The 20005-nt window shown below is 60.9% G+C and carries 16 protein-coding genes, 6 tRNA genes and 1 other RNA gene; 15 read left to right on the top strand and 8 right to left on the bottom strand.

Going from position 1 to position 20005, the window contains the following annotated elements:
• Positions 1-394: 394 nt before the first annotated feature.
• Complete coding sequence (locus ACJ8HN_RS00410) at positions 395-1624, top strand: L-lactate MFS transporter (protein ID WP_033653703.1); 1230 nt, start codon at positions 395-397, stop codon at positions 1622-1624.
• A 70-nt stretch (positions 1625-1694) separates the two neighbouring features.
• On the opposite strand, the gene glk is transcribed toward ACJ8HN_RS00410, so the two are convergent.
• Positions 1695-2657 (bottom strand): glucokinase, encoded by a 963-nt coding sequence (glk, locus tag ACJ8HN_RS00405; protein WP_197771691.1) that lies wholly within the window; start codon positions 2655-2657, stop codon positions 1695-1697.
• Between the two features lie 310 nt (positions 2658-2967).
• Here glk and ACJ8HN_RS00400 point away from each other — a divergent pair, with 310 nt between their 5' ends.
• Entirely contained in the window at positions 2968-4215 is a 1248-nt protein-coding gene (locus ACJ8HN_RS00400) for an ion channel protein (RefSeq protein ID WP_033648113.1), read from the top strand.
• Here ACJ8HN_RS00400 and ACJ8HN_RS00395 read toward each other — a convergent pair.
• Together ACJ8HN_RS00395 and ACJ8HN_RS00390 are read right to left on the bottom strand one after the other, a co-directional pair.
• Positions 4212-4904 carry an aspartate/glutamate racemase family protein gene (locus ACJ8HN_RS00395; RefSeq protein WP_033653701.1) on the bottom strand — a complete coding sequence of 231 codons (693 nt, stop codon included), beginning with the start codon at positions 4902-4904 and terminating at the stop codon, positions 4212-4214. The genes ACJ8HN_RS00400 and ACJ8HN_RS00395 overlap by 4 nt on opposite strands.
• Positions 4905-4971: 67 nt before the next feature.
• Positions 4972-5424 (bottom strand): multidrug/biocide efflux PACE transporter, encoded by a 453-nt coding sequence (locus ACJ8HN_RS00390; RefSeq protein WP_033635424.1) that lies wholly within the window; start codon positions 5422-5424, stop codon positions 4972-4974.
• Between the two features lie 99 nt (positions 5425-5523).
• On the opposite strand from ACJ8HN_RS00390, the gene ACJ8HN_RS00385 reads away from it, so the two are divergent.
• Positions 5524-6393, top strand: coding sequence for a LysR family transcriptional regulator (locus ACJ8HN_RS00385; protein WP_346423330.1), 870 nt, complete (start codon positions 5524-5526; stop codon positions 6391-6393).
• Here the strand turns inward: ACJ8HN_RS00385 and ACJ8HN_RS00380 are convergent.
• Entirely contained in the window at positions 6390-8051 is a 1662-nt protein-coding gene (locus ACJ8HN_RS00380; protein WP_060388114.1) for an alpha-keto acid decarboxylase family protein, read from the bottom strand. The genes ACJ8HN_RS00385 and ACJ8HN_RS00380 overlap by 4 nt on opposite strands.
• Before the next feature lie 189 nt (positions 8052-8240).
• Between ACJ8HN_RS00380 and mgrA the strand changes: the two genes are divergently transcribed.
• The gene (gene mgrA / locus ACJ8HN_RS00375) at positions 8241-9230 is read left to right on the top strand and encodes an L-glyceraldehyde 3-phosphate reductase (protein ID WP_049214195.1); all 990 of its coding nucleotides are present in this window, start codon (positions 8241-8243) and stop codon (positions 9228-9230) included.
• 224 nt (positions 9231-9454) lie between these two features.
• Complete coding sequence (locus ACJ8HN_RS00370) at positions 9455-9865, top strand: DUF2502 domain-containing protein (protein WP_049195598.1); 411 nt, start codon at positions 9455-9457, stop codon at positions 9863-9865.
• Between the two features lie 41 nt (positions 9866-9906).
• On the opposite strand, the gene ACJ8HN_RS00365 is transcribed toward ACJ8HN_RS00370, so the two are convergent.
• On the bottom strand, positions 9907-11142 hold the full coding sequence (locus ACJ8HN_RS00365; RefSeq protein ID WP_033635427.1) for an Nramp family divalent metal transporter: 1236 nt from the start codon (positions 11140-11142) through the stop codon (positions 9907-9909).
• Between the two features lie 377 nt (positions 11143-11519).
• Between ACJ8HN_RS00365 and ACJ8HN_RS00360 the strand changes: the two genes are divergently transcribed.
• The gene (locus tag ACJ8HN_RS00360; protein ID WP_004936373.1) at positions 11520-12707 is read left to right on the top strand and encodes a NupC/NupG family nucleoside CNT transporter; all 1188 of its coding nucleotides are present in this window, start codon (positions 11520-11522) and stop codon (positions 12705-12707) included.
• 118 nt (positions 12708-12825) lie between these two features.
• On the opposite strand, the gene ACJ8HN_RS00355 is transcribed toward ACJ8HN_RS00360, so the two are convergent.
• Positions 12826-12901: transfer RNA gene (locus tag ACJ8HN_RS00355), tRNA-Ala, on the bottom strand.
• Positions 12902-12961: 60 nt separating this feature from the next.
• Positions 12962-13037 (bottom strand) — tRNA-Ala (locus ACJ8HN_RS00350).
• Positions 13038-13345: 308 nt separating this feature from the next.
• On the opposite strand from ACJ8HN_RS00350, the gene ACJ8HN_RS00345 reads away from it, so the two are divergent.
• The gene (locus tag ACJ8HN_RS00345; protein WP_041036155.1) at positions 13346-14131 is read left to right on the top strand and encodes a formate/nitrite transporter family protein; all 786 of its coding nucleotides are present in this window, start codon (positions 13346-13348) and stop codon (positions 14129-14131) included.
• A gap of 66 nt (positions 14132-14197) precedes the next feature.
• On the opposite strand, the gene gltX is transcribed toward ACJ8HN_RS00345, so the two are convergent.
• Complete coding sequence (gene gltX / locus ACJ8HN_RS00340) at positions 14198-15613, bottom strand: glutamate--tRNA ligase (protein ID WP_015378659.1); 1416 nt, start codon at positions 15611-15613, stop codon at positions 14198-14200.
• 294 nt (positions 15614-15907) lie between these two features.
• Between gltX and ACJ8HN_RS00335 the strand changes: the two genes are divergently transcribed.
• The 8 genes from ACJ8HN_RS00335 (at position 15908) to fepG (ending at position 20003) form a co-directional block, all read left to right on the top strand.
• Positions 15908-15983 (top strand) — tRNA-Val (locus ACJ8HN_RS00335).
• Between the two features lie 28 nt (positions 15984-16011).
• Positions 16012-16087, top strand: a tRNA-Val gene (locus tag ACJ8HN_RS00330).
• 38 nt (positions 16088-16125) lie between these two features.
• Positions 16126-16201, top strand: a tRNA-Val gene (locus tag ACJ8HN_RS00325).
• A gap of 7 nt (positions 16202-16208) precedes the next feature.
• Positions 16209-16284 (top strand) — tRNA-Lys (locus tag ACJ8HN_RS00320).
• A 74-nt stretch (positions 16285-16358) separates the two neighbouring features.
• Positions 16359-16482, top strand: a non-coding RNA gene (locus tag ACJ8HN_RS00315) — RtT sRNA.
• Positions 16483-16687: 205 nt separating this feature from the next.
• The gene (gene fepB / locus ACJ8HN_RS00310; RefSeq protein WP_033649828.1) at positions 16688-17695 is read left to right on the top strand and encodes a Fe2+-enterobactin ABC transporter substrate-binding protein; all 1008 of its coding nucleotides are present in this window, start codon (positions 16688-16690) and stop codon (positions 17693-17695) included.
• 215 nt (positions 17696-17910) lie between these two features.
• Positions 17911-18966, top strand: a complete 1056-nt coding sequence (gene fepD / locus ACJ8HN_RS00305; protein WP_033635435.1) for a Fe(3+)-siderophore ABC transporter permease — start codon at positions 17911-17913, stop codon at positions 18964-18966.
• Entirely contained in the window at positions 18966-20003 is a 1038-nt protein-coding gene (gene fepG, locus ACJ8HN_RS00300) for an iron-enterobactin ABC transporter permease (RefSeq protein ID WP_033635436.1), read from the top strand. Before fepD ends, fepG begins: the two co-directional genes overlap by 1 nt.
• Positions 20004-20005: the final 2 nt, after the last annotated feature.

The following is a 20005-nucleotide window of genomic DNA, read 5'->3' as shown; positions in this document are numbered from 1 at the left end:
ATGGACTCCTGCAGAGCGGACCTCGTCCGATCGCAGATAACATAGTCCCGCGCTCATCGCCGCTCTATAGGCGCAATGCCGATTTACGCCATTCAGACGCATCCTTCACAATTTCACCACAATCGTTCACCGGCAGTTAACAATAAATCGTTGATATCTTTGATGTAGATCACGTGCAACCCACGGCATTTCACGCGCTTTTCGGCGCAAAAACGGCAACTCACGCCGCATAACATGCATTTCATTCCTTCCGCCGTGCAACTCATTCCCGATCCGCCGCCCGCCGGGGGGGCCGGCCATATAATAAGCCCATACCGCGGGAACACAGCTTCACCCCGCAAATTTCAGCCAGCGGCTCACGCCCGGCAACGCACACACAGGAAGGAGACCGGCCATGAACACCAAACCGGCAAATCGCAGCTTAATCGTTCTCGGCACCATCATCTGTCAGATGGGCCTGGGCACCATCTACACCTGGAGCCTGTTCAACCAGCCGCTGGTCGACAAGTTCCACTGGGGGCTGGCGGACGTCGCCACCACCTTCTCCATCACCAGCTTCTTCCTGGCCTTCGCCACGCTGTTCGCCGGCAAGCTGCAAGAGCGCTTCGGCATCCGCAACCTGACGCTGTGTTCCGGCATTCTGGTCGGCCTGGGCCTGATCGCCAGCGCCCACGTCAGCTCGCTCGACATGATTTACCTGCTGGCCGGCGTGGTGGTGGGTTTTGCGGTCGGTATCGCCTACATCTCCACCCTGTCCAACCTGATTAAGTGGTTCCCGGCCAATAAAGGCCTGATTTCCGGCATCTCCGTCGGCGCCTTCGGCAGCGGCAGCCTGCTGTTCAAATACGTCAACGCCGCCCTGATCGCCGACGTCGGCGTTTCCGGCGCCTTCTTCTACTGGGGTGCCATCGTGATGGGCCTGATCGTCGTCGGTTCCCTGCTGCTGAAAGAGCCGGTGCTGGCGACCAACGCCGCGCAGCAAGGCGCCAACGGTCTGGGCAACGACTTCAGCGTGCGCCAGATGCTGGCCACCAAAGAAGCCTACCTGCTGTTCACCATCTTCTTCGCGGCCTGCATGAGCGGTCTGTACCTCATCGGCATCGTGAAAGACATGGGCGTTCAACTGGCCGGGATGGATTTGGCCACCGCCGCCAACACCGTGTCCGCCGTCGCCATCTTCAACACCGCCGGCCGCATCATCCTGGGTACGCTGTCCGATAAAGTGGGCCGCATGCGCGTCATCAGCTTCACCATGCTGGTTACCGTGCTGGCGATTGTCGCCCTGAGCTTCATGACCCTGAACCACACGCTGTTCTTCATCTGCGTCGGCGCGGTGGCCTTCTGCTTCGGCGGCAACATCACCGTGTTCCCGGCGATTGTCGGCGACTTCTTCGGCCTGAAAAACCACAGCAAGAACTACGGCATCATCTATCAGGGTTTCGGCCTGGGCGCGCTGGCCGGTTCGTTCGTCGCCAAATACTTCGGCGGCTTCCACGCCACCTTCATGGTGATTGGCGTCCTGTCCGCCGCCTCCCTGCTGATTACGCTGTTCATCAAAGCGCCGAAGGCGGTGGAAGCGGAAACGGCAGAAACCGCCCAGACGGCGGAGCTGGCCAAAGCCTGATCCCCCGCGAAAACGACAAGGGGCGCAACCTGCGGGTTGCGCCCCTTTTTTTATTACTTCATCTCCGGGCTTACAGATGCATGCCCAGCGTCTGGCGCAGATGCGCGCCGGCACCCAGCAGGCCCGGCTGGCCATGCGTTATCATGAACACCGGGATGTCGCGCACATAGTCGCGGAAGCGCCCCTTGTCTTCGAAGGCGGCGCGGAAGCCCGAGGCCTTGAAGAATTCCATAAAGCGCGGCACGATGCCGCCGGCGATGTACACGCCGCCGAAGGTGCCCAGATTCAGCGCCAGGTTGCCGCCGAAGCGCCCCATAATCACGCAAAACAGCGACAGCGCGCGGCGGCAATCGATACAGCTGTCTGCCAGCGCCCGCTCGGTGATGTCCTTCGGTTCCCATTTCTCCGGCAGGCGGTTGTCCGCCTTGACGATGGCGCGATACAGGTTGACCAGGCCCGGCCCGGACAGCACGCGCTCGGCGGAAACGTGCCCCACTTCCGCGCGCAGCACCTCCAGAATGATGTCTTCTTCTTCGCTGTTCGGCGCGAAATCGACATGGCCGCCCTCGCCCGGCAGGCTGACCCAGCGGCGATCGACGTGCACCAGGTGGGCAACGCCCAGCCCGGTGCCGGCGCCGTACACCGCGATCGGTTTGCCCGGCTGCGCATCGCCGCCGCCAAACTGCAGCACGTCGTCCGGCGAAAGCATCGGGATCGCCATCGAGACGGCGGTGAAATCGTTGATCACTTCCAGGTGGCTCAGCCCCAGGCTGGCCTTCATTTCTTTGATCGAGAACGCCCAGCTGTGGTTGGTCATCGCCACCCAGTCTTCGGTCACCGGGCAGGCGATCGCGATACAGGCGTCCTGCACCTCGATATCGCACGCTTTCAGGTATTGGCGGATCACCGCCTCCAGGCTGTCGAACTCCAGGCCGGAATAGGTTTTCGCCTGGGTAATTTCACCCGTCGCAACAGTGCACAACGCCAGGCGGGCATTGGTGCCGCCAACATCACCCACGAGGGCATAGGTCATTGATTTCGTCTCCGCAAAATGAAAAATAAAAAGCTGCCCACACTGTAAAATCCTGCTGCGAAAACAACAATCACCCGCCCCGGATCTGCACCCCAATAGCGATCCGGATCACAAAAAACGTTTCAGCTTGCCCGCGACGCCGCGCCTTGAAACAAATTGCGGCAAAAAACGCCCCCCGGCGACTGTTAACCGTCATCGCCGCCGGGCAATATCAATGCGTGCCTGCGCGCCGATAGTCTGGCAAGCTGTGGCCACAGCCCAACCACCCGCTCTCCCTGCCCTGCAGGGAGGCATCGACAAGGGATTACCCATGCTGCATCCGCGCGCCAATGCCATGTTGGCCTTTGCTTTGCCTGCGCTGATTATCGGTTCCGCTTCCAGTCTGGTGCTGCTGCTGGTGATGAAAGTCGCCGCCGCGCTGCAGCAATTACTGTGGGTGACGCTGCCCGATGCGCTGAGCCTGGATGCCCAGTCGCCCTGGTGGCCGGTCGCGATGCTGACGCTGACCGGCGTGGCGGTGGGCCTTATCGTGCGCTATATGCCGGGCCACGCCGGGCCGGACCCGGCGACGGAATCGCTGATCGGCATGCCGCTGCCGCTCTCCGCCCTGCCGGGGCTGGGGTTGGCGCTGATCGTCGGCCTGGCCGGCGGCGTCAGCCTGGGGCCGGAGAACCCGATCACCGCCATCAATATCGCGCTGGTAGCGGCCGCCGGTGCACGCCTGCTGCCGAAGGTGCCGCGCATGGACTGGATCATCCTGGCGGCTGCGGGCACCATCGGCGCGATGTTCGGTACACCGGTCGCCGCCGCGCTGATATTCTCGCAAACCCTGGCGGGCAATAACGAAACGCCGCTGTGGGATCGCCTGTTCGCCCCGCTGGTGGCCGCCGCCGCCGGCGCGGTCACCACCCAGATGTTCTTCGTGCCCAATTTCGCCCTGCAGCTCGACGCCTACGACGTGACGCGGCTGCCGGACATCTTCAGCGGCGCCATCGTGGCGCTGATCGCCATCGCGCTCGGCATGGTGGCGCTGTGGTGCTTCCCGCACGTTCACCGCCTGTTCCATTCGATGAAGAATCCGGTGTTGATGTTAGGGCTGGGGGGTTTTGTGCTGGGCCTGCTGGCGCTGGTGGGCGGAGAGATTACCCTGTTCAAAGGGCTGGATGAAATGAAGCGCCTCGCGCAAGACGACGGCTATTCGGTGCCGGCGCTGTTGGCCATTACCCTGACCAAGCTGGCGGCGCTGGTGATCGCCGCCGCTAGCGGCTTTCGCGGCGGGCGCATCTTCCCGGCGGTGTTCGTCGGCGTGGCGCTGGGGCTGATGCTGCATCAGCACGTCCCGGCGGTGCCGGCGGCGATCACCGTCTCCTGCGCCATCATGGGGCTGGTGCTGGTGGTGACGCGCGACGGCTGGCTCAGCCTGTTCATGGCGGTGGCGGTGGTGCCGGATCTGCACCTGCTACCGGTCTTGTGCATCGTGATGCTGCCCGCCTGGCTGGCGCTGGCGGGCAAACCGCTGATGCTGGTGAACCGCCGGCAACCGCCGCACGACGATTAGGCCAGCGCGAACGCCGCGGCGGCGCGGGCGTGGATCGCGGTGGTGTCGAACACCGGCACCGAGGCATCCTGCTCGCTCACCAACAACCCTATCTCGGTGCAGCCGAAAATAATCCCCTGCGCGCCCTGCTGCTCCAGATCGCTGATGATCCGGCGATACTCGTCGCGCGAGGCGTCGCGAATTTTACCGAGGCACAGTTCGTCATAGATGATGCGGTGTACGATGTCGCGATCGGCGCTGACCGGCGTCACCACCTCAATGCCGTGCAATTCCTGCAGGCGGCCACGGTAGAAGGTCTGCTCCATGGTAAAGCGCGTGCCCAGCAGCCCGACGCGGCGAATGTTTTTTTCCCGCACCTGCAGCGCCGTGGCGTCGGCGATGTGGATCAGCGGCAGGCCGCTGGCCTGCTCGACCGCCTCCGCCACCTTGTGCATGGTGTTGGTGCAGATCACGATGGCTTCGGCGCCGGCGGCGCGCAACGCCACCGCGGCGGCGGCCAGCAATCGGCCGGCGCCGTCCCAATCGCCCTGATGCTGCAATCGCTCGATCTCCTGAAAATCGACGCTGTAGAGCACGATTTTGGCCGAATGCAGCCCGCCGAGGCGCGCCTTTACCTGCTCGTTGATGGTGCGGTAATACGGAATGGTGGATTCCCAGCTCATGCCACCCAGCAAGCCCAACACTTTCATTTTTCTTTCCTCAGCCTGTTGCGACAATCCTCTGACCTTACCTGAGAATCGCCGGGCTGACGACGCCTTATTCAGCGCCGGAATTGATCGGCTGGCGCGCTTCGAACCAGCGCTGGCGCAGCGTGTCGTACAGCCAGTTATAGGCCATGGTGTACGGCAGGAAGAACAGGAAGAAACCGATCTCCAGCATAAAGGCCTGCAATACGGAAATATTCAGCATCCAGGCGGCGATCGGCACGCCGATCAGGATAAAACCGGCTTCAAAGCCGACGGCGTGCAGCACACGCACCTTCAGGTTGCGGACGACCCGGCTGACCGGCCACAGACGGTCGAACACCGTGTTGTAAACCATATTCCAGACCATGGCGATGGTCGCCAAGGCCACCGCCAATGCGCCGATTTGCACCATCGAACGATTAAGCAGCCATGCCCCCAGCGGAGAAACGATCATTACGGCAATCACCTCGAAACCGACGGCGTGGACGATACGTTCAATGAGAGACTTGTTTTGCAGTTGCATACATCACCTTTTTTCCGACAGTTGTTGCGAAAGTCAGGTGATTATCATCGCTTTTTTGGGTAGATTAAAAATAGGTTCCATCGATAAAGTAGATAGTTTATGCACTATTCCCCGGAAGCGCTGCACGCGTTTGTCGAAGCCGCCGCCCTCGGCTCGTTTTCCGCCGCCGCGCGCAAGCTGCGCAAAAGCCAATCCACCATCAGCACCGCCATCGCCAATCTGGAGGCCGACCTGGCATTGACGCTGTTCGATCGCAGCGCGCGCCAGCCGGTGCTCACCGCCGCCGGCCGCAAAGTGCTGGGGCATGTGCAGGCGATCCTCGCCGCCAGCGAGCGGCTCGACGCGCTGAGCATTCAACTGGCGGGCGAGGTCGAACCGCGCCTGAGCATGGTGTTCTCCGATACCTATCAACCCAAGCATCACGATCAATTGATGCAACAATTCGAACTGCGTTACCCGGAGATTGAGCTGGAGTGGATGATCGCCGAAGATGGCGACGTTATCGATCTGCTGCAAAGCGGCCGCGCGCATTTGGGCATGGTGGAAGTGCAAAAAAGCTACCCGCCGGATATCGCCTTCTCTCGTTTGCCGGAACAAACCGACATGGGGCTGTTCGTCGCCCACCAGCATCCGCTGGCGCAGGCCGCCGCGCCGACGCCGGAGCAGTTGTCCAGCACCCGACAGCTGATCCTGAACACCTACACCGGCGCCGAAGCGGCCAGACAAGGCGGCCTGGTTTGGTCGGCGCCCAGCTATCTGCTGCTGCTGGAGATGGCGGAACAGGGGTTCGGCTGGGCGGTATTGCCGCACTGGCTGGTGCAACAATACGGCCACAATATGCTGACCGAGCTGCGGCCGCGCGGCTGGCCGAAAATGATCTCGGTGGATGCGGTATGGTCAAAACTGGCCCCGCCGGGCCCGGCGGGGTTCTGGGTGCTGAAGCGCCTGCTGGGCGATTCCCTGCCTTAAGCGGCGGCGTTGCGCGCCTGGATGGCGCGCGAAACGGTGTCGAGCAGCTCGGGAATGTCCATCTTCGGCAGCATCACTTCAATGAAGGCCAGCCGATCGCCGTCGGCTACCTCGCGCAGCGCCTGGCGCAAGCCGTCCGAATCGCTGACCCGCAGCGCCTTCACCGGCCGCTCGCCGGCCAGCGCAGGCGGCAACTGCGTCCAGTTCCAGCGCGCGATGTCGTTATAACGTTGCTCCGGCCCGTGGATGGCGCGCTCGACGGTATATCCCTGATTATTCAGCACGAAGATCACCGGTTTAAGCCCGTCGCGCAGCATCGAACCCAGCTCCTGCACGGTCAGTTGCGCGGCGCCGTCGCCAATCAGCAGCACTGCCCGGCGCTGCGGTTCGGCGGTCTGCACGCCGAACGTCGCCGGCAGGGTATAGCCGATCGATCCCCAGAGCGACTGCACGATCAACCGGCAGCCGCGCGGCAACGTCAGCGCCGCCGCACCGAAACAGGCGGTGCCCTGATCGGCCAGCACGATATCCCCGGGCCGCAGGAAATCCTGCATCTGCCGCCAGAAGGCGTGCTGATCCAGCCCTTCCCCATCGCCTTCCGGCAGCGCCGGGCGGACGATCGGCGGCAACGGCCAACGCGACGCCAGCGACAGGCTCAGGCGATGCAGCGCCCGCACCGCGTCGCGCATCGGAATGCGGCTAAAGCGCTGCCGCCCGACCCAGGCTTCGAACGGCTGAATGTCGATGCATTTTTCCACCGGCAGATGATGCGTGAAACCGGCGGTAATGGTGTCGGTCAAACGCACGCCGACGTTGATCACCACATCGGCGTTTTCGATAAGCTGTTTCACCGCCGGATCGCTGGCACCGCCGCAGTAGGTACCGACAAAACCGGCGCGGTTCTCATCCAGCACGCCTTTGCCGAGCAGCAGCGTAGCGTGCGGAATGTCGACCTCCTGCAGCCACTCGTCCAGCGCCGCTTCGGCACCGAAGCGATCGGCCAGGAAGTCCGCCAGCAGCGATACCCGCCGCGCCGACAGCAGCTTTTCGCGCGCCGCGGCGATAAACGCCTGCAATGCGCTGCGCGACAGTTTGGCCTGGCGCAGCATCAGCGGCGCCGGTTTACTCGGCAGCGGCGCCTGCGCGACGTCGCTGGGCAACATCAGGTAAACCGGGCGATGTTCCAGCAAGGCGACGCCGATCAGGCGGTCGATCTCCTCTGCGGCGTTGTCGGCGGTCAGGTCGGCCTGCGCGACGGTCACCTCTTTGGCTATGCGGGCGAAGTGGGTGAAGTCGCCATCCCCCAGCGAATGGTGCAGCAAATCACCGGCGCGCTGAGCGCGCTGCGCCGGCGTGCCGACCACGTGGATCACCGGCAGGTACTCGGCGTAGCTGCCGGCCACCCCGTTCAACGCACTCAGCTCGCCGACGCCAAAGGTGGTGAGCAGCGCGGCCGCCGGTTTGCAGCGCGCATAGCCGTCGGCGGCGTAGGCGGCGTTCAGTTCGTTGGCGCAGCCTACCCAGGTGATTTGCGGATGGGCGAGGACGTGATCGAGGAATTGCAGGTTGTAATCCCCCGGCACGCCGAAGAAATGACGGATGCCGATTTGGGCCAGACGATCGAGCAGATAATCGGCCACCGTATAGGTCTGAGTCATGATCATCACCTGTCTGCAGCTGGAGCGATTACCTTTAAGTATCGAAGATGCTGTTCAAATTTCGAACAAGGATTCCTGCATCGATCGGCAACCTGGCGTTACATGCCGACGCTGTGATCGCTCCCCCGGCAGCGCGGTGTGAAAGCGTATACACTCAAAGCACTTCACCTCTCGCCGACAAGGATAACTATGTCCTACCCCGCCTCCCCCTCACGTTATCAAGACATGGAATACCGGCGCTGCGGCCGCAGCGGGCTGAAGCTGCCCGCCGTCTCGCTCGGACTGTGGCACAATTTCGGCGACGCCACGCTGTACGACAACGCCCGCGGCCTGATCCGCTGCGCCTTCGATCGCGGCATTACTCATTTCGATCTGGCCAATAACTACGGCCCGCCGCCCGGCGCCGCCGAGGAGAACTTTGGCCGCATACTCAACGCCGATCTGCGGGCCTGGCGCGATGAGCTGATCGTCTCATCCAAAGCCGGTTACACCATGTGGCCCGGCCCCTACGGTGATTGGGGCTCGAAAAAGTACCTGGTCGCCAGCCTCGATCAGAGCCTGAAGCGCATGGGGCTGGAGTATGTGGATATCTTTTATCATCATCGGCCGGATCCGCAGACGCCGCTGGAAGAAACCATGGCGGCGCTGGATTTGTTGGTGCGCCAGGGCAAAGCGCTGTATGTCGGCCTGTCCAACTACCCGGCCGAGCGCGCGCGGCAGGCATTCGACATTCTGCAGCGGCTCGGCACGCCGTGCGTGATCCACCAGCCGAAGTATTCGATGTTGGAACGCGGGCCGGAGACGGCGCTGCTGGATACGCTGGCGGAGCATGGCGTCGGCTCGATCGCCTTCTCGCCGCTGGCGGGCGGCCTGCTGACCGACCGCTACCTGCACGGCGTTCCGCAAGATTCCCGCGCCGCCAGCGGCAGCCGCTTCCTGCAGCCGGAGCAGTTGACCGCCGAGCGGCTGGACAAGGTGCGCCGCCTCGATGCGCTGGCGCGGCAACGCGGGCAGAAGCTGTCGCAAATGGCGCTGGCCTGGGTGCTGCGCGGCGATCGCGTTACCTCGGTGCTGATCGGCGCCAGCAAGAATGCGCAGATAGAAGACGCGGTGGGCATGCTGGCCAATCGCCACTTCAGTGAAGAAGAACTCGCGCAGATCGAGAAAATCTTACTGTAATCGCTTACAAATTCCGCCGCTCAATCGAGCGGCGATACCCCAGAAAAATCTCAAATCTTGGCCTTCGTCGCCGTTTTCAGAGTGGCTCTCAGATTCAACCCTATGCGCCGGCGCTATGATGCCGATATTGCAGCAAAAATAACGATAAGGCCGCTTTTTTAAACTGATGAACGCGCTTCATAAAGTGACAAACGGCCAGGCCGCGCAAGCGGAAAGGAGAAGTCATGTTTAAACCTCTGCTCTTGGCCGCCATCTTGGCGGCGACGGTACTGCCCGCCGCACAGCAGGCGCACGCCGAAGGGATCAGCATCGATCTGATGCCGGGCGTTTCACTGCGTATCGGCGATCGGGACAATCGCGGCCGTTACTGGGACGGTTACGACTGGCGCGATCGCGACTGGTGGCAAGGCCATCAGGGGCGCTATCTCGGCGACCGCAGCCGCCGCGGTTACTACTGGGACGGCTATCGCTGGCGCGACCGCGACTACTGGCGCAAACACTATTACTATCATGAAGGACGCTATCGTAAATACGACAGGCATTACGATAAGCACCACTGGAAGAAAGAGAAAAAGCACCACCACGATCATGACCGCGATCGCTGGCGCCGCCACGGCGATGACGACCGCGATTAACGACGACGGGCCGGCGCAATGCCGGCCCGCGCTATTTTCGCCTACAGTACGCTGCCGATCAGCAGGTAGCCGTTCAATCCCACCACCACCAGCACGATCAGCTTGCCCAGGTTTTGCACCACAGGGCCGTTGACCATCTCCCCCATCAGCGCCCGATTGCCGGTGAAAGCCAGCAGCGGCACCAGCGCCAGCGCAATGCCGAAGCTGAGCAGCACCTGGCTCAGCACCAGAATGCGCGTGGCGTCCATCCCCAGCATGATGACGATAAACGACGGCAGCATGGTCACCGCACGCCGCAGCCACAGCGGAATATGGAAATGCACGAACCCCTGCATCACCACCTGCCCCGCCAGCGTGCCCACCACGGTAGAGGAGAGGCCGGCGGCCACCAGGCTCAGGCCAAACACGGTGGCGGCGGCTTGCCCGAGCAGCGGTTGCAGCGTCAGGTAGGCCACGTCGAGATCGGCGATGCCGCTGTGGCCGCTGAAATGAAACGCGGCGGCGGCGGTGGCCATCATCGCCAGGTTAACAAAACCGGCAATGGTCATGGCCACGGCGACGTCGACTTTGGTGGCGGCATAGCGCTCCGCCTTGTCGTGCTCGCCGCCGATTTGGGTGAGCGAGGAATGCAGGTAGATCACGTGCGGCATGATGGTGGCGCCCAATACCCCGGCGGCCAGAAATACCGCATCGCCGTTGGGCAGATCGGGCAGCGCCATGCCCTTCAGCAGCGGCGCGAGCTGCGGCTGAGAGAACGCCAGCTCGACGATGTAAGCGGCGGCGACGAACAGCAGCAGGCCGCCAATCACCAGCTCTAGCGGCTTTTGCCCGCGCTTTTGCAGCATCAGAATTAAAAAGGTGGCGATGCCGGTCAGCACCGCGCCCTGCAGCAGGGAAACGCCGAGCAGCAGCTTAAAGCCGATCGCCGCGCCGATAAACTCGGCCAGATCGGTCGCCATGGCGATGATCTCCGCCTGCACCCAATAGGCCCACACCGCCGGCCGCGGAAAGCGATCGCGAATGTGCTCGGCCAGATTTTTCCCGGTGGCGATGCCCAGCTTGGCGGACAACAGCTGGATCAGCATCGCCATCACGTTGGCCCAAACCACCACCCACAGCAGGCTGTAGCCGAACGAGGCGCCGGCCTGGATGTTGGTGGCGAAGTTACCGGGATCGATATAGCCGATAGCGGCGATGAAGGCAGGCCCCATCAGCGAGAGTTTGATTTTTCTGGCGGAGCGACCGGAGGTGGTTTCAACCACGCGACTGTTCAGCATATGTTGAACCCTTACTGAAATTACGTTTATCTCCACTCTATATAAATGATAATAATTATCAAGCGCATTTAGAGCGGTAAAACTTATCTCTGTAATAGCCAACATTAACGGTTTTATCGAAGGGTTCAGCGCGGAGCTTGCCGATTTCCGTGCTTTTCTGATGGGATTTTGGCTGCAATACCCCTGAAAGACAGGTTAGTACAAGAATACGAATTTCCTATTGCCGATTTAACGTCTTGATTTTTTATGCTTTTGCGCAACACTTTAGGAGAACTCCCGCTATGATTTTCCATATTTGCAATAGAAGTCTCGTTTTTAAACGTAGCGTTACATAAAATGACAGCCGAAATTCAGCCTGCCTCAAATTTGGAGCAAACATGTCCCATATTGCGCACTTTGCGTTGGCGATAGTGGTGGTGGCGATCCTGGCCCTGTTGGTGTGCCGCGATCGCAAAAGCATCCGCATTCGCTATGTTATTCAATTACTGGTTATCGAAGTACTGCTGGCCTACTTTTTCCTGCATTCGGAAGCGGGTTTGGGCTTCGTAAAAGGATTCGCCGCGCTGTTTGACAAACTGCTCGGGTTTGCGGGACAAGGGACTGATTTCGTATTCGGCGGCATGGGCGACAAAGGCCTGGCGTTCTTCTTCCTGAAGGTGCTGTGCCCGATCGTCTTCATTTCGGCGCTGATTGGTATTCTGCAGTACATCAAGGTGCTGCCGTTCATCATCCGCATTATCGGTACCGTGCTGTCGAAAGTGAACGGCATGGGCAAGCTGGAGTCATTCAACGCCGTCAGTTCGCTGATCCTCGGCCAATCCGAAAACTTCATCGCCTACAAGGATATCCTGGGCAAGATGTCGGAAAAGCGCATGTACACCATGGCGGCGACCGCGATGTCTACGGTGTCCATGTCCATCGTCGGCGCCTACATGACCATGCTGGACGCCAAGTTCGTGGTGGCGGCGCTGGTATTGAACATGTTCAGCACCTTTATCGTGCTGTCGCTGGTCAACCCGTACGACACCAATAAAGAAGAAGAGCTGCACCTCGGCAACCTGCACGAAGGCCAGAGCTTCTTCGAAATGCTGGGTGAATATATCCTGGCCGGCTTCAAAGTAGCGATTATCGTTGCCGCGATGCTGATCGGCTTCATCGCCCTGATCGCCGCGCTCAACGGTGTGTTCAGCGCCATCTTCGGCCTGAGCTTCCAGGAAATCCTCGGCTACTTCTTCTATCCGTTCGCCTGGATCATGGGCATTCCTAAGCACGAAGCCCTGCAGGTTGGCAGCATCATGGCTACCAAGCTGGTTTCCAACGAGTTCGTGGCAATGATGGAGCTGCAGAAAGTGTCTGCCGAACTGTCGCCGCGCAGCCTGGGGATCCTGTCGGTGTTCCTGGTGTCCTTCGCCAACTTCTCTTCCATCGGTATCGTGGCCGGTGCGATCAAGGGCCTGAACGAACATCAGGGCAACGTGGTGTCGCGCTTTGGCCTGAAGCTGGTGTATGGCTCTACGCTGGTCAGCATCCTGTCCGCTTCGATCGCAGGCCTGGTGCTGGGCTAAGCCTCGAACCTACTGCGATAACAAGGCGCCTGCGGGCGCCTTTTTTGTTGGCCTGCATTCAGCGAAAGTGAAATGACGAAAAGCAAAAAGCCGACCCTAAGGTCGGCTTTTTAAATGGTGGTGGAGCTAGACGGGATCGAACCGTCGACCTCTTGCATGCCATGCAAGCGCTCTCCCAGCTGAGCTATAGCCCCACAAAAGTGGTACGCTTTGACCGGCGTTACGGTATTCCCCAACCTCTCTGAGAAGAAGATTGGTGGAGCTAGACGGGATCGAACCGTCGACCTCTTGCATGCCATGCAAGCGCTCTCCCAGCTGAGCTATAGCCCCGTTCCACAATCACTTTGTGCTGTGAACGGGGCGCATAATATGAAACCCGCTCTAAGCTGTCAACGGCTAAATTGAATTACTGAATCAAGCGTTGAAAAAGCCGCCAAATCAGCATGTTTGGCGCCAAAAAATCATCACTTTGCGCACAGTTCATCCATTTTGCGCGCTACATCTCAAAATGGCAAAAGACCCTGCATATCACGTTGATTTTTAATTAACGGAATGTTAGCGAAATGCGCTTGAGTCGGACTCCCGAGCGGCATAGACTGCCCGCGCCATAAACTTCATTACTATAAACCGAGTCCGTCATGTCTTTGCATTCACCAAAAGAAATCGCCGCCCTCGCCGTTCAGGCCGGGGTAAACAAAAGCCGCGCCCCGCTCGCTAATCTGCTGATTCTGGGCTTTCTCGCCGGCGCCTTTATTGCCACCGGCTTTCTGCTGGATATTCACGTCATCGGCACCCTGCCGGCCGAATGGGGCTCTTTCGGTGCCCTGTTGGGTGCCGCGGTCTTTCCTATCGGTTTGATCCTGACTATTCTGGCCGGCGGCGAACTGCTGACCGGCAACATGATGACCTTGCCGATGGCCTGGTTTGCCCGCGAAATCCCCGCCATCGCCGTGCTGCGCAACTGGTTTTGGGTCACCCTGGCCAACCTGGCCGGCAGCCTGGCCGTCGCCTACTTCTTCGGCCATTTGCTGGGCCTGACCGAAGGCGCATTCTTGCATAAGACGCTGGCGATCGCGCAGGCCAAAGTGGATGCGGACTTCCTGCACGCCTTCATTTCCGGCGTCGGCTGCAACTGGCTGGTGTGCCTGGCGGTGTGGTTAGCCTTCGCCAGCAAGGATGTGCCGGGCAAAGTGATCGGCATGTGGTTCCCGGTCATGGCTTTTGTCGCCATCGGCTTCCAGCACGTGGTGGCGAATATGTTCATCATCCCGGCGGCCATCTTTGCCGGCGGCATGGGCTGGGAGCAGTATCTGCCCAATTTCGTCGCGGTATTTCTCGGCAACGCGCTGGGGGGCGCCGGTTTTGTCGGGCTGATGTATTTCCTCGCCTACCGCCCGGGTTTGCCGGCCGGCGAGCAAGCCTGACACACCGCCATGAAAAAAGCCCCGGGATCGCTCCACGGGGCTTTTTCTTTAAAGCGTATCAGCGAATCAGGCTTGCGCTTCGCGCTCGGCGATGTAAGCCAGCGCCATGTCGATGCGCTGCAGCGAACGCTTCTGGCCGATAGCATGCACGGTCACGTCCATGCCCGGCGACTGACCGGCGCCGGTCACCGCAACGCGCAGCGGCATGCCGACTTTACCCATGCCAACACCCAGCTCATCCGCCGTGCCCTGAATGGCGTCGTGCACGTTTTCCGGCGTCCAGACGGTGATGGCGGCCAGCTTGGCGCGCACCGCTTCCAGCGGCTGACGCGCCACCGGGCGCAGGTGCTTCTTGGCCGCGTCGGCATCGAACTCGCTGAAGTCTTCATAGAAGTAGCGGCAAGACTCCGCCATCTCTTTCAGCGTTTTGCAACGCTCGCCCAGCAGCTTGACGATGTCTTTCAGTTCCGGGCCGTTGCGGGTTTCAAGGCCCAGTTGCTCAACGTGCCACGCCAGATGCACCGCCACTTCTTCCGCCGGCATATGGTTGATGTAGTGGTGGTTCAGCCACTGCAGCTTCTCGGTGTTGAACGCGCTGGCGGATTTGTTGATCGCTTCCAGCGTGAAGAACTCTTTCATCTCATCGATGGAGAAGATCTCCTGATCGCCGTGGGACCAGCCCAGACGCACCAGGTAGTTCAGCAGCGCCTGCGGCAGATAGCCGTCGTCGCGGTACTGCATAACGCCCACGGCGCCGTGACGCTTGGACAGCTTTTTACCATCGTCGCCGAGGATCATCGACACGTGCGCGTATTCCGGCACCGGCGCGCCCAGCGCTTTGAGAATGTTGATCTGGCGCGGGGTGTTGTTGATATGGTCTTCGCCGCGGATCACATGGGTGATTTCCATGTCCCAGTCATCGACGACGACGCAGAAGTTATAGGTTGGCGAACCATCGGTACGGCGGATGATCAGATCGTCCAGCTCCTGGTTGCTGAATTCGATCGGGCCGCGAATTTTGTCGTCGAAGATCACCGAGCCTTCCTGCGGGTTGCGGAAGCGCACCACGTGCGGCTCGTCGTCGGTGTGGCTGCACTGGCTGTCGCGGCAGTGGCCGTCGTAGCGCGGCTTCTCGCCGTTTTCCATCTGCTTCTCGCGCAGCGCTTCCAGACGTTCCTTGGAGCAATAGCATTTATAGGCAGTGCCCTGCTCCAGCATCTCGTCGATGACCGCGTTGTAACGATCGAAACGCTTGGTCTGGAAATACGGGCCTTCATCCCAATCCAGGTTCAACCAGTTCATGCCATCCATAATTGCGTCGATCGCGTCCTGGGTGGAGCGTTCCAGATCGGTATCTTCGATACGCAGAACGAACTCACCGCCCGCATGGCGGCTGAACAACCAGGAATAAAGTGCGGTACGCGCGCCGCCGACGTGAAGATAGCCGGTCGGGCTCGGTGCAAAACGGGTTTTGATTTTCATTGGGTTCACTGCCTTATTACGCAACGCGTGTCGGCGGTTGCCGACGATTGCTCGGAATTGAAAAAAGAGTGGACGACATTGTATCACCACGCGCTAATTCCTCAACGCCGACACGATATTGCGCCGGTCGATTTCGCGCGTTTTGCGGCGAGTTTCGCATAGCGTTGCGCAAAGAATCGGCGCCGTTGGCGATAATTATCGCGCCCTGCCTAAATTTGCGGCGAACGATTGAAATCATTTTAAAAACCGTTGACTCACTTTGAACTATCCCTATAATGCGACTCCAACAAGACGGGGCGATTAGCTCAGTTGGTAGAGCATCTCCTTTACACGGAGGGGGTCGGCGGTTCGAGCCCGTCATCGCCCACCATCTTGTTGAGAAAAATGAGAACGAATGAGGGTGATTAGCTCAGTTGGTAGAGCATCTCCTTTACACGGAGGGGGTCGGCGGTTCGAGCCCGTCATCACCCACCATCATTCTCTCGTTTAGCAGTACCTGGAAGTCCTGAAGTGGGTGATTAGCTCAGTTGGTAGAGCATCTCCTTTACACGGAGGGGGTCGGCGGTTCGAGCCCGTCATCACCCACCACTTCTGCGGGTCGTTAGCTCAGTTGGTAGAGCAGTTGACTTTTAATCAATTGGTCGCAGGTTCGAATCCTGCACGACCCACCAATTCAGAGAAAAGCGCCTTTTGGCGCTTTTTTCGTTTCTGCGCCCCCAACTCTGACTTTATCTTCTTGCAGGCATAGTTTACCGAGTCGTGAAGGATGAAGAGCCGTAGAGGTTCGAGCATCGCGCAGCGATACGACAACGCGCAGCGTTGCCCGCAGGGTGAGGCCAAAGGCCGAATCAATCCTGCACGACCCACCAATTCAGAGAAAAGCGCCTTTTGGCGCTTTTTTCGTTTCTGCCGCACTCACCTCCACTTTCTCCTTATTCTCACTATTCACCACACGCTGAGATACGAATGGTTATCATTTTGCCGGCTTGGATGGTAAATTAGCGGGCATCCACCACGCAGCCAATCCGCCGCCGGATTGATAAGCCTTAGTTCAAGGAAAGAAAGAGCCCGCTCATGACCCTATCCTTACGCCAGCTGTTCATTGCATTTATCGCCACTTCCAGCCTGCTGCTCAGCGGCTGCGGCCCGGACGACCAGAGCGACGGGCAGAAACCGTCCGCCCCCGCTGCCGACAGCAGTTGGCCGCGCACCATCGACAGCGTCAAAGGGAAATTCACGCTGGAAAAACCGCCGCAGCGCATCGTGTCCACCAGCGTCACCATCACCGGCACGCTGCTGGCTATCGACGCCCCGGTGGTCGCCAGCGCCGCCACCAGCCCAAATCCCCTGGTGGCCGATAAGCAAGGCTTCTTTACCCAGTGGAGCGAAGTGGCCAAACAGCGCCACGTCGAACGGCTGTACCAGGTGGAGCCCAATGCCGAAGCCGTCGCCGCCGCCGCACCGGATTTGATCGTCGTCGCCGCCACCGGCGGTGATTCGGCGTTGAAGCTGTATGACCAGCTGTCCGCCATTGCGCCGACGCTGGTGCTCGACTATGGCGACAAGAGCTGGCAGCAGCTGGCCAGCGAGCTCGGCGAGATCACCGGCCATGAAGCCGGCGCCAAACAGGCGGAGGATCGTTTCGAACAGCGCGTGGAGCAAGTGAAGCAGGCGATCGCGCTGCCGCCGCAGCCGACCACTCCGCTGGTGTATGCCGACAACGGCCGCGAGGCCATGCTGTGGACGCCGGGTTCCGCCCAGGGCAAGCTGCTGACCCAGCTCGGCTTCCAGCTGGCCACCCCGCCGGAAAGCGCCAAAGGCAACACCAGCATGGGTAAACGCCATGACATCATCCAGATCTCCGGCGAAAAAATGGCCGAGGGCCTGAACGGCAAAACGCTGATCCTGTTCGCCACCAACGAGCGCAAAGTGCAAGAGGTGCTGACCAACCCGTTCCTCAAACATCTGGAGCCGGTGGAACAGCGGCACGTCTACGCCGTCGGCAACGACACTTTCCGCCTCGATTACTACAGCGCCACCAACATGCTGAACCAAATCGAACGGCTGTTCAAAAAGCCCTGAACCACGCCGTCGGCGGGTCAGCCTCCTGCCGACGTTTGCCATAAACAGGGCAACCGTTCACATTCAATTAATTGAAATATCAATAGTTATTAACATCGTCAACGCACCTGCGCCACCAACCGGCGGGTGCATGCGGGCGTAAACTCGTGCTACTATTGGCACCCCGCATGAACGCAAATAACAATGAGAATAAAAATCATACAGGAGTTACCGGTGTGAACGTACCCACTCCGACTGAGCGGACGCTTTCGTCCGCACCGCACGCAGCTTACGCCAGTGGCTTCAAACGCATCGCCGGGTTCGGTATCGGCTTGGCGCTGTTGCTGCTGTGCATCATTGCCAGCCTGATGCTGGGTTCCAAAGCCATCCCCTTCCACACCGTCTGGCTCAGCCTGCAGGGCGCCGCGAGCGGTTCCGACAGCACCATCATTCTCAACGCCCGGGTGCCCCGTACGCTGGCGGGCATCTTGGCCGGCATGGCGCTCGGCGCCGCCGGCGCGCTGATTCAGGCCTTGACGCGCAATCCGTTGGCCGATCCCGGCGTGCTCGGCATCAACGCCGGCGCCAGCTTCGCCGTGGTCATCGGCATCATGTTTTTCGGCGCCGCCACCACCGAAAGCTATATGGCCTACGCCTTTGTCGGTGCCGCCCTCACCACTCTGCTGGTCTACCTGATCGGCACGCTGGCGGGCGGGCGCATTAACCCGGTGCGGCTGACCCTGGCCGGCGTGGCGATCGGCGCGGTGCTGCTCGGCATCACCACCGGGCTGTCGCTGATCGATCCGCAAACCTTCGACCAACTGCGCTTCTGGCAGGCCGGCACGCTGGATATCCGCACGCTGTCCACGCTGCCGGTCACCGCCCCCGCCATTTTGCTCGGCTGCCTGCTGACGCTGCTCATCGCCCGGCCGCTGAATACCATCGGCATGGGGGAAGATCTGGCTATCGCGCTCGGCGCGCGCGTGGTGCTGACTCAGGTCATCGCGGTGATCGCCATCACGCTGCTGTGCGGCGCGGCAACTGCCACCGTCGGCCCAATCAGCTTCATCGGCCTGATGGTGCCGCACATCGCCCGCTGGTGGGTCGGCCCCGACCAGCGCTGGATCCTGCCCTACTCCATGCTGCTGGCGCCGATTTTACTGCTGTGCGCCGACGTGGTCGGCCGTCTGCTGGCGGCCGGTGAGCTGCGGGTTTCCATCGTGGCGGCCTTCATCGGCGCGCCGGTGCTGATCTGGCTGGTGCGCCGCAAGAAAACGCTGGGGGGGCTGTGATGAGTCTGCCCCACACGTTGCATATCGGCCGCCCGGACGGCGTCATCAACTGGCGCATGCCGCTGCGCCTGCTGCTGGTCAACCTTTCGCTGCTGGCGTTGTGCCTGGCGATGGCCGTTGCCGCGCTGTGCTACGGCACGCTGCAGCTCTCGCTGGAGCAGGTCTTTGCCGCGCTCAGCGGCGAGGCGCCGAAAAATCTGGTCACCGTGGTTACCCAATGGCGCTTGCCGCGTATCGCCATGGCGCTGCTGTTAGGCGCCGCGCTCGGCATGAGCGGCGCCATCTTCCAGTCGATTATCCGCAACCCGCTCGGCAGCCCGGACGTGATTGGCTTTAACATGGGGGCTTACACCGGCGCGCTGATCGCCATCACCCTGTTCAACGGCGGCTATTACTACATCGCCGGCGGCGCGCTGGCCGGCGGCATTCTCGCCGCGCTGGCCATCTACCTGCTGGCCTGGCGGCAAGGCATCGCCGGCTTCCGGCTGATCATCGTCGGCATCGCCATCAGCGCGGTATTGGTCTCCACCAATACCTGGCTGATCATCACCGCCTCGCTGGAGCGCGCCATGGACGCCGCCATGTGGCAGGCCGGTTCGCTCAACGGCATGACCTGGCAGAAAGCCCAGCCCGCCACGGCGTTCATCGTGCTGGCGGCCGCGGCCGCACTGCTGATGGGCAAACGGCTGCAGCTGCTGGAAATGGGCGACGATACGGCGCGCGCGCTGGGCGTGAACGCCGAAGGCAGCCGGCTGTGGCTGATGCTGTTCGGCGTCACCCTCACCGCCGCCGTCACCGCCACCGCCGGGCCGATTTCCTTTATCGCGCTGGCGGCGCCGCAGATCGCCCGCCGCCTGGCCGGCCAATCCTCGGTCACCCTGACGTCCTCGGCGCTGATGGGCGCGGCGCTGCTGCTCGGCGCCGACGTAGTGTCCCAACATCTTTTCGCACCGATCCAACTGCCGGTCGGGGTCGTGACCGTCTGCATCGGCGGCCTGTACCTGATTTGGCTGCTCATCCGTGAGGCCCGCAGATAATG

This window comes from Serratia sp. CY29653, from assembly GCF_052169255.1.
GTDB lineage: Bacteria > Pseudomonadota > Gammaproteobacteria > Enterobacterales > Enterobacteriaceae > Serratia > Serratia sarumanii.
The sequence above is the reverse complement of the archived record's forward strand: the minus strand, read 5'-3'. Positions and strand labels throughout refer to the sequence as shown.

Bases quoted from the DNA above. Each gene is read 5' to 3' on its own strand.
- ACJ8HN_RS00410 (WP_033653703.1), top strand. From the start codon at position 395: ATGAACACCAAACCGGCAAATCGCAGCTTAATCGTTCTCGGCACCATC.
- glk (WP_197771691.1), bottom strand. From the start codon at position 2,657: ATGACCTATGCCCTCGTGGGTGATGTTGGCGGCACCAATGCCCGCCTG.
- ACJ8HN_RS00400 (WP_033648113.1), top strand. From the start codon at position 2,968: ATGCTGCATCCGCGCGCCAATGCCATGTTGGCCTTTGCTTTGCCTGCG.
- ACJ8HN_RS00395 (WP_033653701.1), bottom strand. From the start codon at position 4,904: ATGAAAGTGTTGGGCTTGCTGGGTGGCATGAGCTGGGAATCCACCATT.
- ACJ8HN_RS00390 (WP_033635424.1), bottom strand. From the start codon at position 5,424: ATGCAACTGCAAAACAAGTCTCTCATTGAACGTATCGTCCACGCCGTC.
- ACJ8HN_RS00385 (WP_346423330.1), top strand. From the start codon at position 5,524: ATGCACTATTCCCCGGAAGCGCTGCACGCGTTTGTCGAAGCCGCCGCC.
- ACJ8HN_RS00380 (WP_060388114.1), bottom strand. From the start codon at position 8,051: ATGACTCAGACCTATACGGTGGCCGATTATCTGCTCGATCGTCTGGCC.
- mgrA (WP_049214195.1), top strand. From the start codon at position 8,241: ATGTCCTACCCCGCCTCCCCCTCACGTTATCAAGACATGGAATACCGG.
- ACJ8HN_RS00370 (WP_049195598.1), top strand. From the start codon at position 9,455: ATGTTTAAACCTCTGCTCTTGGCCGCCATCTTGGCGGCGACGGTACTG.
- ACJ8HN_RS00365 (WP_033635427.1), bottom strand. From the start codon at position 11,142: ATGCTGAACAGTCGCGTGGTTGAAACCACCTCCGGTCGCTCCGCCAGA.
- ACJ8HN_RS00360 (WP_004936373.1), top strand. From the start codon at position 11,520: ATGTCCCATATTGCGCACTTTGCGTTGGCGATAGTGGTGGTGGCGATC.
- ACJ8HN_RS00345 (WP_041036155.1), top strand. From the start codon at position 13,346: ATGTCTTTGCATTCACCAAAAGAAATCGCCGCCCTCGCCGTTCAGGCC.
- gltX (WP_015378659.1), bottom strand. From the start codon at position 15,613: ATGAAAATCAAAACCCGTTTTGCACCGAGCCCGACCGGCTATCTTCAC.
- fepB (WP_033649828.1), top strand. From the start codon at position 16,688: ATGACCCTATCCTTACGCCAGCTGTTCATTGCATTTATCGCCACTTCC.
- fepG (WP_033635436.1), top strand. From the start codon at position 18,966: ATGAGTCTGCCCCACACGTTGCATATCGGCCGCCCGGACGGCGTCATC.